The following is an 11,871-nucleotide window of genomic DNA, read 5'->3' as shown; positions in this document are numbered from 1 at the left end:
CGGTACTTTCGCCCTGCCCCCGGCTGGGATAGGTTGGTCCCATGTCACGGTTCAGCTTCCTGGAATGGCCGGTCATCCGGCAGTTCCGCACGGACGACTCCTCCGGTCGAAGTTCTGCCGTGACCTCTCCGACCACGCGGGCCATCGTCCCGCGCACCACCACCGCGGACCGCTCCGTGCAGAGCGTGTGCCCGTACTGCGCGGTGGGTTGCGGGCAGAAGGTCTTCGTCACGGACGAGAGGGTCGTGCAGATCGAGGGGGACCCGGACTCACCGATCTCTCGCGGCCGGCTGTGCCCCAAGGGGTCGGCGAGCGAACAGCTCGTCAACGCCTCCAACCGCCAGACGAAGGTCCTCTACCGGGCGCCGCGGGCCACCGAGTGGCAGGAGATGGACCTCGAGACCGCCACCGAGATGGTGGTGGACCGGTTCCTGGAGTCCCGCCGCAACGGCTGGGAGGACCTGGACGAGCAGGGCCGCCGGCTGGCCCGCACCATGGGGATCGCCTCCCTGGGCGGGGCCACGCTGGACAATGAGGAGAACTACCTCATCAAGAAGCTGTTCACGGCGGCCGGCGCGATCCAGATCGAGAACCAGGCCCGTATTTGACACTCCGCCACGGTTCCCGGTCTGGGGACCTCCTTCGGGCGCGGCGGCGCCACCCAATCGCTGCAGGACATGGCCAACGCTGACTGCATTGTCATCCAGGGCTCGAACATGGCCGAGGCCCACCCCGTGGGCTTCCAATGGGTGACCGAGGCCAAGGCGCGCGGTGCCAAGGTCTTCCACGTGGACCCGCGCTTCTCGCGCACCTCGGCGGTGGCGGACAGGCACGTGCCGATCCGTGCCGGTTCGGACATCGTGCTGCTGGGTGCGCTGATCAACTACGTGCTGACCCACGAGAAGTGGTTCAGGGAGTACGTGGTGGCCTACACGAACGCCGCGACGATCGTGAACGAGGACTTCCGGGACGCCGAGGACTTGGACGGGCTGTTCTCCGGGTACGACGAGGAGTCCGGCGGCTACGACATGGAGTCCTGGGCCTACGAGCCGGAGCCCGGCAACGGTTCCGGGGGCTCCGGCGTCGGGGACGGGACGGCGGGGGACAGCGCCCGGGAGGACGGGGCGGAGGCCTCCACGGAGGCGGCCGGCCAGCAGTACGGTTCCGGTGGCCCGGACATCGAGACGCACGTGCCGCGCCGGGACGAGACGCTGCAGCACCCGCGCACCGTGTTCCAGATCCTGAAGCGCCACTACGCGCGCTACACCCCGGAGATGGTGCGGGACGCCTGCGGGATACCGGTGGCGGACTTCGAGGAGCTGGCCCGGACGATCACGGAGAACTCCGGCCGCGAGCGCACCACCTGCTTCGCCTACGCCGTGGGCTGGACGCAGCACACGGTCGGCGCCCAGTACATCCGCACGGCCACCATCCTGCAGCTGCTGCTGGGCAACATGGGGCGTCCGGGCGGGGGCATCATGGCCCTGCGCGGCCACGCGTCCATCCAGGGCTGCACGGACATCCCCACCCTGTTCAACCTGCTGCCCGGGTACCTGCCGATGCCCACCGTGGAGAAGCAGGACCTGGGTACCTACCTGGACTCGATCGCCTCCAAGAAGCAGAAGGGCTACTGGGCCGAGGCGGATGCCTACACCGTCAGCCTGCTCAAGGCCTGGTGGGGGGACGCCGCCCACGCGGGCAACGACTACGCCTACGACTACATCCCCCGCCTCACCGGTCCCCACGGCACCTACCAGACCGTGGAGGGGATGATCGCCGGGGACGTCGAGGGCTACTTCCTGCTCGGGCAGAACCCGGCGGTCGGCTCCGCCAACGGCCGCATGCAGCGGATGGGCATGTCCCACCTGAAGTGGCTCGTGGTCCGGGACTTCCAGCTCATCGAGTCCGCCACCTGGTGGAAGGACGGTCCGGAGATCGCCACCGGTGAGCTGCGCACCGAGGACATCGAGACCGAGGTGTTCTTCTTCCCGGCGGCCAACCACGTGGAGAAGGCCGGCACCTTCACCCAGACCCAGCGCCTGGTGCAGTGGCGTCACCAGGCCGTGGCCCCGCCGGGTGACGCCCAGTCCGAGCTGCAGTTCTTCCACGAGCTCGGCAAGCGGATCCGGGCTCGGCTGGCGGACTCCGCCGACCCCCGTGACCGCCCGCTGCTGGACCTGACGTGGGACTACCCGGAGGACGAGCACGGGGAGCCCGACGGCGAGGCCATCCTGCAGGAGATCAACGGCCACCAGCTCACCGGGCCCGATGCCGGCACGCTGCTCTCCAGCTACACCCAGTTGAGGGCGGACGGTTCCACGGCCGGTGGCTGCTGGATCTACACCGGCGTCTTCGCGGACGGGATCAACCACGCCGCCGACCGCACTCCGGGCGGTGGCGACGGTCCCCAGACCGAGGAGTGGGGCTGGGCCTGGCCCTCGAACCGGCGGATCCTGTACAACCGGGCCTCGGCGGACCCGCAGGGCCGGCCCTGGAGCGAGCGCAAGAAGCTCGTCTGGTGGGATGAGGACCAGGGCAGGTGGGTGGGCAACGACATCCCGGACTTCCCCGTGGACCGTGCGCCCGGCAGCACCCCGGACCCCTCACTGGGCGGTGCGGCCGCGCTGGCCGGGGACGACCCGTTCATCATGCAGGCCGACGGCAAGGGCTGGCTCTTCGCGCCCAAGGGGATGGTGGACGGTCCGCTGCCGACCCACTACGAGGCGCAGGAGTCCCCGGTGCGCAACCCGCTGTACCGGCAGCAACACAACCCGACCCGGGTCACCCTGCCCCGCAAGGACAACCTCAGCGCGCCGGAACCGGGTGCCCCGGGGTCGGACGTGTACCCCTTCGTGTTCACCACCTACCGGCTGACCGAGCACCACACCGCCGGCGGGATGAGCCGGTGGCTGCCGTACCTGGCCGAGCTGCAGCCCGAGATGTTCTGCGAGGTCTCCCCGGAACTGGCCGCCGAGCGCGGGCTGGAACCGTACGGGTGGGCCACGCTGATCTCCCCGCGGGCGGCGATCGAGGCGAAGGTCCTGGTGACCGAGCGGATGAGGCCGCTGCGGGTGGGCGGACAGACGGTCCACCAGATCGGACTGCCCTACCACTGGGGCGTCGGCGACGACGCGGTCGTCTCGGGTGACTCCGCCAATGACCTGCTGGGCATCACCCTGGACCCGAACGTGCTGATCCAGGGCTCCAAGGTCGGCGCCGTGGACATCCGGCCGGGACGGCGCCCCCAGGGCAGGCAGCTGTTGCGGCTGGTGGAGGACTACCAGCGCAGGGCGCACCTGACCGTGGAGTCGGGCAACGAGGGTGTGACCGGCAGCCACGAGGAGGCCGGCGCCCAGGAGGCCACCGACCGGTCCGAGCGGCTGGACCACGAATCGACGGACCAGCCAGGAGCCGAGGAGTAGATGCAGCGACTGACCGCACCGGACGCGGCCGCCGTGGGGGACAACCCCACGGCGGACGCCCACTACGAGCACCCCCACGCCCGCAAGGGCTTCTTCACGGACACCTCGATCTGCATCGGCTGCAAGGCCTGCGAGGTGGCCTGCAAGGAGTGGAACCGCAACCCGGCGGACTCGGACTACGAGCTGTCCAACTCGTCCTTCGACAACTCCGAGGGCCTCAGCGCGGACACCTGGCGCCACGTCGCCTTCATCGAGCAGGACCGCAGCCGCATCGAGGCGGCCCGCGAGTCCGGTCGCGAACTCGTGAGCCTGGGCATGCCCCGGATCCGTCCCGCGGGCGTGCCCACCACCGCGGGGGAGGCGATCACCGCCGCCGTCACCGGGGGGATGACCGGTCCGCTGTCCGAGGTGGCCGGGCGGCCGCCCTCGGGCCTTCCCCCCGCCCCCGACCTGGGTGAGCTGGACGTGCTGTCCTCGCTGGGCGGCGGGCCCACCCGGCCCGAGGACGCGGGTGCCGTGGACACGACCCCGCCGGACACCGCCGAGTTCCGCTGGCTGATGTCCTCGGACGTCTGCAAGCACTGCACCAACGCCGGCTGTCTGGACGTGTGCCCCACCGGGGCGCTGTTCCGCACCGAGCACGGCACCGTGGTGGTCCAGGACGATGTCTGCAACGGCTGCGGCACGTGCGTGGCCGGCTGCCCGTTCGGGGTCATCGAGCGGCGCAAGGACGGCATCGCCCAGCCGAAGACGGAGCGCTCCGCGGCCCCGGTCACGCCCACCGGGCCCGGGAAGCCGGAGAAGGCCCGCAACGTCGGTGTGGCCCAGAAGTGCACGCTCTGCTATGACCGGCTCGTCGACGACCAGACCCCGGCCTGTGCCCAGGCCTGCCCGACGACGTCCATCAAGTACGGCGAACGCGAGGACCTGGTGAGCGGGGCCCGGGAGCGGGTGGCCCGGCTGCACGCCGAGGGGCGCACCGAGGCACGGCTCTACGGAGCCAACCCGAACGACGGGGTCGGCGGGACAGGGTCGGTGTTCCTGCTGCTGGACGAGCCGGAGGTCTACGGCCTGCCGCCGGACCCCCGCGTGCCGACCGCCGACCTGCCCCGCATGTACGCCCGCGCCGGGATCGCCATGGCCGGCATGGCCGCGGCCTCCGCGCTCGCGTTCGTGCTGGGAGGACGCCAGTGACCACGTCCGAGTTCGACCGTTACCGCCCGCCGGAGGAGCCCCGGCGCCGCCGCCGCAGGGACCGGGACTCGCCCGCCGCGGGCCACGAGGCGTCGGCGTATGCCGTGGGCACGGCGACGGCCGCCGGCGGGCCCACCGCACCGGCCGGCGCCGCCTCCGGTGCTGGCAGGCGCCGCGGGGGACTGGCCCCGGCCGGCAGCGACGGTGCGCGTGAGATGGCCATGGTGCCGGAACCCGAGTTCGTCCCCGCCGACGGCTACTACGGCCGCCCCGTGGTCAAGGCCCCACCGTGGGACGAGCGGGTCGCGCTGTACCTGGTCTGCGGCGGGATCGCCGGCGGGTCCGCGCTGCTGGCGTTCGGTGCGCAGCTCACCGGCCGCGACGCGTTGCGACGCAACGCGCGGCTGACCGCCCTCGGGACGGCCAGCGTCGGGGCCCTCGCCCTGGTGGCGGACCTGGGCCGGCCCGAGCGGTTCCTCAACATGCTGCGCACCATCAAGCCCACCTCTCCCATGAGCCTGGGGTCGTGGATCCTGGCCGGGTTCAGCACCGGTGCCGGTGTGGCCGCCGTCGCGGACCTGGACCGGATGACCGGTGAGGTGCTGCCGCTGGGCCCGCTGCGGGCCGTGCTGCGCGCGTTCGAGGCACCGGCCGGTGCCCTGGCCGCCCTGCTCGGCGCGCCGCTGGCCGGTTACACCGCCGTGCTGCTCTCGGACACCGCCATGCCCACGTGGAACGCCGCGAAGGACGATCTTCCGTTCGTGTTCGTGTCCTCCGCGTCACTGGCCTCGGGCGGGATGGCCATGATCACCACGCGGGCCGACCAGGCCGGGCCGGCCCGCGCCCTCGCGCTCGCCGGGGTGGCCGGTGACCTGGTCGCCGCCCAGGCCATGGAGCGCAGGATGGACCCCGTCGCTGCCGAGCCCCTGCACCAGGGCCGCCCCGGGTGGCTGATGCGGTGGAGCGAACGGTTGGCGATCGTCGGTGGCATCGGCACGGTCGCCGCGGGAGTGACCGCACGGACCGCCCCTCGGGCCAGTCGCTGGGTCGCGGCGGCCTCGGGGGCCGCACTCGTCACGGCGTCGGCGTTCACCCGGTTCGGGGTGTTCTATGCCGGCAAGGACTCCGCCATGGACCCCCGCTACACGATCGAGCCGCAGAAGCGACGGCTGGAGGCACGCCGCCGCGCCGGCATCACGCACGACTCCATCACCACCGCCGGCTGAACCGGCAGGCCGGTTCACCGCACGCGGATGCCGCTGCCGGCCACCGTCTCGCCGATCACCGGGTAGCCCGGCACCTCGCCGACGACCAGCAGTCCGCCGGAGGTCTGGGCGTCGGCGAGCAGCAGCAGGTCCTCCTCGGACACGGGGGCGTCCGCACCCACGTGCGGGCGCACCCAGTCCAGGTTGCGGCGGGTGCCTCCGGAGACGAAGCCGTCGCGCAGGGCCTCGGCGGCGCCCTCCACGAGCGGCACCGCGGTGCGGTCGATGACCGCGCCCACGCCCGAGGCCCGCATCATCTTGTGCAGGTGGCCCAGCAGCCCGAAGCCGGTGACGTCGGTGGCGGCGCGCGCCCCGGAGGCCAGGGCCGCGTCCGCGGCGTCCCGGTTCAGGGCGGTCATGGACGCGATGGCCGCGGTGAAGACCTCACCGGTCTGCTTGTGCCGGTTGTTCAGCAGACCGACCCCGATGGGCTTGGTCAGCGTGATCGGCAGTCCCGCCTCGGCGGCGTCGTTGCGCAGCAGCCGGTCCGGATGGGCCACACCGGTGACGGCCATCCCGTACTTGGGCTCCGGGTCGTCGATGGAGTGCCCGCCGATGACCGGGCAGCCGGCCATGGTGGCCACGTCCAGCCCGCCGCGCAGCATCTCAGTCATCAGCTCCATCGGCAGCACGGACCGCGGCCAGCCCACCAGGTTCAGCGCCACGACGGGCGTGCCGCCCATCGCATAGATGTCCGAGAGGGCGTTCGCGGCCGCGATCCGGCCGAAGTCATAGGCGTCGTCCACCATGGGGGTGAAGAAGTCCGCCGTGGACAGCACGGCCAGGTCCTCCCGCAGCAGCACGGCCGCGGCGTCGTCACCGTCGTCCAGACCGACGAGGACCTCCGCCGTGCCGGGCGTCTGCCGGCCGACCAACCCCCGCACGGCGTCCTCCAGTTCACCCGGAGGGATCTTGCAGGCACATCCGCCACCGCTGGCGTACCCGGTCAGCCGGACCGCGGCGGTCGTCGTCGGGCTCGTGCGGTCCTCGCCCCGGGCAGCGGTGGTGTCGGTGGTGTCGGTGGTGGGGGTCTCGGTCCTCGTGCCCGGCGCGGTGGTCTCCATGCGGCCACTGTAGCCACGCCCGGTGGTAGTTTCGACCATGGAGGCGTCCGGGTCCTGGTGGGCCCCCCGGTCTTCAAAACCGGTGAGGCCGGGCATCCCGGCCTGGCGGGTTCGATTCCCGTCCGCCTCCGCCAACCACGGTGCCTGCCCGCGCAGCGCACCCGCCCGCCTGCCCGAGGAGGACCGTGACCGAGCAGCGCCTCGCGCAGGACCCCCGCCGCCGGATCCCGCGCACCGATGACCTGCTGGCGCTGCCCGAGGTCGCGGCCGCCCGGTCCCGGCTCAGCGAGACGGTGCTGCGGGAGGCGGTGCGGCGGGCGCAGGAACGGGCCCGGTCCGGCCAGATCGCCCCCGACGACGTCGCGCCCGCCCTGGTGGCCGACCTCGCCGCCCGCTCGGCCACCAGCCTGCGTCCGGTGCTCAACGCCACCGGGGTGGTGGTCCACACCAACCTGGGCCGGGCGCCGCTGTCCGAGGCGGCCGTCCAGGCACTGGTGACGGCCAGCGGCTACGTGGACGTGGAGCTGGACCTCGCCTCCGGGGTGCGGTCCCGGCGGGGCGCGGGAACGCGGGCGGCGCTGCTGGCAGCGCTGCCGGAGGCCGAGGACGCCCTGGTCGTCAACAACGGGGCCGCCGCGCTCGTGCTGGCCACCACCGCCCTGGGCGCGGGCCGCGAGGTCATCGTCAGCCGCGGGGAGTTCGTGGAGATCGGCGCCGGCTTCCGGCTGCCGGACCTGATCGCCTCCACGGGCGCGCGGCTGCGCGAGGTCGGCACCACCAACCGGACGCACCTCGCCGACTACGCCGACGCGGTCGGCCCGGACACCGGTTGCCTGCTCAAGGTCCACCCGTCCAACTTCCGCGTCAGCGGGTTCACCGCCGCCGTGCCGGTCGCCGGGCTCAGGGACCTGGCCCTCGAGCGGGGCGTGCCGCTCGTGGTGGACGTCGGCTCGGGGCTGCTGCGCCACGACCCGGCGCTGCCGCTGGAGCCGGACCTGGCCTCGGCCCTCGCCGACGGCGCGGACGTGGTCATCGCCAGCGGGGACAAGCTGCTGGGCGGCCCGCAGGCCGGACTGCTGCTGGGCCGTGCGGAGGTCATCCAGCGCCTGGCCCGGCACCCGCTCGCCCGGGCCGTCCGCGCGGACAAGCTCACCCTGGCCGCACTGGAGGCCACGCTCATCGGGGGTCCCGCTCCGGTCGCCCGGTCCCTGCACGCCGACCCGGGACGGCTGCGCGAACGGACCGAGACGCTGGCCCGGGACCTGGCCGGGGCTCGGGGCGGTGACGTCACGGTCGTCCCGCACGACGGTCGCGTCGGCGGCGGGGGAGCGCCCGGGGTCCCCCTGCCCGGCTGGGCCGTGCGGCTGCCCGAGGCGGTCGCCCCGCTGCTGCGCGCCGGGGATCCCGCGGTGCTGCCGCGCGTGCACGACGGCGCCTGCCTGGTGGACCTGCGCTGCGTCCCCGAGCCACGCGACGAGGCGCTCACCGCGGCGGTGCGCGCGGCCCTGGACGCGCTGAGCGGAGACTCCTGAGATGTACGTCGTGGCCACCGCCGGGCACGTCGACCACGGCAAGTCCACCCTCGTCCGTGCCCTGACCGGGATGGAACCGGACCGCTGGGCGGAGGAGAGGCGCCGGGGGCTGACCATCGACCTGGGCTTCGCCTGGACCGCACTGCCCTCCGGCCGCGAGGTCGCCTTCGTGGACGTCCCGGGCCACGAGAGGTTCCTGTCCAACATGCTCGCCGGGCTCGGACCGGCACCGGTGGCCTGCCTCGTGGTGGCCGCGGACGAGGGGTGGAAACCGCAGTCCGGGGACCACCGCGATGCCATCGCGGCCCTGGGGATCGAGCACGGCCTCATCGTCATCACGCGCGCCGACCTCGTCGCCCAGGACGGCCCGGACGCGGCGGCCGCACGGATCCGCTCCGTGCTGGACCGGGTCCGCGCCGAGCTCGCGGGGACCGGGCTTGCCGGGGCACCCGCCGTCGTGGTGTCCGCGGCGACCGGTGCCGGACTCGAGGACCTGCGCCGGGCCCTCGACGACGTGCTGGCCGCCACCGGCGCCCCGGACGCCACCGGGCGGGTCCGGCTGTGGGTGGACCGGTCCTTCACGGTCAGGGGGGCCGGCGCCGTGGTCACCGGCACCCTGGCCGCCGGGACGCTGTCCACCGGTGACCGGCTGGAGCTGCTCGGCGCGGGAGCCCCGCGCGACGTCTCCGTCCGCGCGCTCCACAGCCGCAACGCCCCCCACGAGTCCATCGGCCCGGTCAGCCGGGTCGCGGTGAACCTGCGCGGGTTGGACGCCGAGGCCGTCCACCGGGGGGACGCCCTGGTCACGCCCGGGGCCTGGCCCCTGGCCAGCGTCGTGGACGTCCGCCGGACCACCGGGGACAGCCTCGTCGAGGCCGCCGCGGAGCTGCTGGTGCACGTCGGCACCGCCACGGTCCCGGTCCACGTGCGTCCCTTCGACGACACCCACGCCCGGTTGACGCTCCAGCGGCGCCTGCCGCTGGTGCCCGGTGACCGGCTGGTGCTGCGCGATCCGGGGGCCCGGACGATCCTGGGAGGGGTGCGGGTGCTGGACGTGGACCCGCCGGAGCTCACCCGCCGGGGGGACGGCACGCGCCGCGCCGCGACCCTGGCGGCCATGTCCGACGGCGGTGATCCCCTCGGGGAGATCACCCGCCGGGGCGCGGTGCGGGCCGAGGACCTGGACCGGCTGGGGCTGACGGTGCCGGCGGACGCCGCGGGGGTCCGTCGGCTGGGGCAGTGGTGGGTCCACGAGCCCGTCCTGACCGGCTGGTGCGAACGCGTGCGCGGCGCCGTGACCGGGCTGGCCGATCGGGACCCGCTGGCCCCTGGGGTGAGCCGTGGTGCCGCCCTGGACCTGCTGGCCGTGCCGGACCCGGTCCTGCTGGACGCCGTGGTGGCCGAGGCCGGGCTCGTGCACGAGGCCGGGTACCTCGTCCTGCCGGGTGAGCACCGGGGACTCGGCGCCGCCGAGCACGCCGTGGCCGCGGTCGAGGACCGCCTGGCACGGGACCCGTTCAGCGCCCCGGAGGGGGACGAGCTGACGGCCCTGCGGCTGGGGGCCCGCGAACTGGCCGCGGCGGAACGGCTCGGCCGCCTGCTGCGGCTGGACGGGTCCGTGGTGCTGCTGCCCACGGCGCCGGCCCTGGCGATGCGTGAACTGGCCCGGCTGGACCAGCCCTTCACCACCAGCCAGGCCCGCCGGGCCCTGGGCACCACCCGGCGGGTGGCGATCCCGTTGCTCGAGTTGCTCGACGCCCGTGGCTGGACCCGCCGGCTGGATGCCGGACACCGCGAGGTGGTGCGCTGACGCAGGCGACGGCCCTCGACGACGGAGCACTCCGGCAGGCGGCCCCACGCAGGTCCGCAGATCCACTCTTATTGCAAAGGATTCTCATTAACGATTAGAGTCGTCGGCATGCACACCTCGTTCCCGCCTGTCGAGCGCCCCTCTCCCGCGACCGTCCCGTTCCGCACGACGGGCACCTCCCCGCACGCTCGACGCCCCCTGGGTACAGCCGTCGCCCTGGGAGCCCTCGCCCTGGTCGTCTCCGCCTGCGCACCGGGGCCGGGTGCCGGGACGGGGGGTTCCGCGGCCACCGTCGGCACCGGTGCGTCCTCCCCCGCCGCATCGACCACCGAGGGGCCGGTCAACGCGGAGCAGCGCGCCTCCCGGACCGAGGTCGCCTCCATCGCCCCTCGGGTGGTGCTCAGTCATGACGGGGGCCTGCTCACCGTGGACCCCGAGTCCGGGGAGGTGGTCCACGAGGAGCGGAAGCCGGGGTTCTGGCGGTTGCACCATGCCGGGGACGGTCAGCACGTCATGGTCGCCGGCGGTGACGGCTTCGAGGTGTACAACACCGGCATCGATGCGCAGGGCCATGGTGGGCACTTCCACTACTACACCTCCGAGCCGGGCCTGAGCGGGATCCGGTTCGATGCCCCGCACGCCGGGCACGTGGTGGTCCACCAGGGGATGACCACGCTCTTCGCCGATGGCGACGGTTCGATCCAGACCTTCACGTCCGAGCACCTCAAGGAGGGCCAGCCCCGCACCGAGCGGGCCTCCACCGACGCCGCCCACCATGGCGTGGCACTGGAGCTCACCGATGGCACCCTGCTGACCACCCAGGGCACCGAGGAGTCCCGTGACACCGTGCAGGTCAGGGACGGCGACGAGGTCGTCGCCGAGATCTCCGAATGCCCCGGCGTGCACGGTGAGACCGCGGCCGCTCCGGACGAGAGCGGTGACGTGGTGGTGCTGGGCTGCGAGGACGGACCGGTCGTCTACCGCGGCGGAGCCTTCCACAAGGTGCCCGTCGACGGTGACTACGTGCGCAACGGCAACCTGGCCGGCTCTGAGCACTCCTCGATCGTCTTGGCCGATATGAAGACCGACGCCGAGGCCGAGCAGGAGCGCCCGACCGAGGTGGCCCTGATCGACTCCCTGGAGGACTCTCTGACCACCGTGGAGCTGGGCTCGTCGTACTGGTTCCGGTCCCTGGCCCGGGGTCCGGAGGGAGAGGCGCTGGTGCTGACATATGACGGTGAGCTGAAGGTCATCGACGAGCAGACCGGGACGATCACCGGCGAGATCCCGGTGATCGAGTCCTGGGAGGAGAAGGACGAATGGCAGCAGCCCGGCCCCATCCTCAAGACCGCCGGGTCGATGGCCTACGTCACCGACGCCGAACAGCAGAAGCTGGTCGTGGTGGACCTGGAGGCCGGTGAGGTCGTCCAGGAGGTCTACCTGCCGGTGAGCCCCGTGGAGATGGCCGTGGTCACCGGGCACCCCGAGGCCCCCGCGTCGATCACGGCAGGCGCCGCCGCTTCCGAGGGCGAGCAGGCCGACGCAGACCAGGACCACGGGGGGCACGGGCACTGACGGCCACCC

At 73.4% G+C, this 11,871-nt stretch carries 7 protein-coding genes and 1 tRNA gene; 7 read left to right on the top strand and 1 reads right to left on the bottom strand.

Annotated features, from left to right (window positions below):
- The first annotated feature begins 41 nt into the window (after positions 1-41).
- The 3 genes from fdh to nrfD are packed head-to-tail and all read left to right on the top strand — an operon-like array spanning position 42 to position 5,842.
- Positions 42-3,422 carry a formate dehydrogenase gene (fdh, locus tag GGQ69_RS08665; RefSeq protein WP_255459458.1) on the top strand — a complete coding sequence of 1,127 codons (3,381 nt, stop codon included), beginning with the start codon at positions 42-44 and terminating at the stop codon, positions 3,420-3,422.
- On the top strand, positions 3,423-4,616 hold the full coding sequence (locus GGQ69_RS08660; RefSeq protein WP_183527209.1) for a 4Fe-4S dicluster domain-containing protein: 1,194 nt from the start codon (positions 3,423-3,425) through the stop codon (positions 4,614-4,616).
- On the top strand, positions 4,613-5,842 hold the full coding sequence (nrfD, locus tag GGQ69_RS08655) for an NrfD/PsrC family molybdoenzyme membrane anchor subunit (protein ID WP_370577136.1): 1,230 nt from the start codon (positions 4,613-4,615) through the stop codon (positions 5,840-5,842). The genes GGQ69_RS08660 and nrfD overlap by 4 nt, the downstream gene beginning before the upstream one ends.
- 14 nt (positions 5,843-5,856) lie before the next feature.
- On the opposite strand, the gene selD is transcribed toward nrfD, so the two are convergent.
- Positions 5,857-6,945: a selenide, water dikinase SelD gene (selD, locus tag GGQ69_RS08650; RefSeq protein ID WP_183527207.1), complete on the bottom strand. Its 1,089-nt coding sequence runs from the start codon at positions 6,943-6,945 to the stop codon at positions 5,857-5,859.
- Positions 6,946-6,984: 39 nt separating this feature from the next.
- Between selD and GGQ69_RS08645 the strand changes: the two genes are divergently transcribed.
- From GGQ69_RS08645 to GGQ69_RS08630, 4 genes are all read left to right on the top strand, one after another.
- Positions 6,985-7,079, top strand: a tRNA-Sec gene (locus GGQ69_RS08645).
- Positions 7,080-7,130: 51 nt separating this feature from the next.
- A complete protein-coding gene (gene selA, locus GGQ69_RS08640; RefSeq protein WP_183527205.1) occupies positions 7,131-8,477 on the top strand; it encodes an L-seryl-tRNA(Sec) selenium transferase in 1,347 nt (448 codons plus the stop codon).
- A 1-nt stretch (position 8,478) separates the two neighbouring features.
- Complete coding sequence (gene selB, locus GGQ69_RS08635; RefSeq protein WP_183527203.1) at positions 8,479-10,287, top strand: selenocysteine-specific translation elongation factor; 1,809 nt, start codon at positions 8,479-8,481, stop codon at positions 10,285-10,287.
- A 108-nt stretch (positions 10,288-10,395) separates the two neighbouring features.
- On the top strand, positions 10,396-11,862 hold the full coding sequence (locus GGQ69_RS08630; RefSeq protein WP_255459457.1) for a hypothetical protein: 1,467 nt from the start codon (positions 10,396-10,398) through the stop codon (positions 11,860-11,862).
- Positions 11,863-11,871 lie beyond the last annotated feature (9 nt).

The sequence above is a fragment of the Micrococcus sp. TA1 genome, from assembly GCF_014199555.1.
GTDB lineage: Bacteria > Actinomycetota > Actinomycetes > Actinomycetales > Micrococcaceae > Citricoccus.
This window is presented reverse-complemented; position numbering and strand designations above follow the sequence as displayed.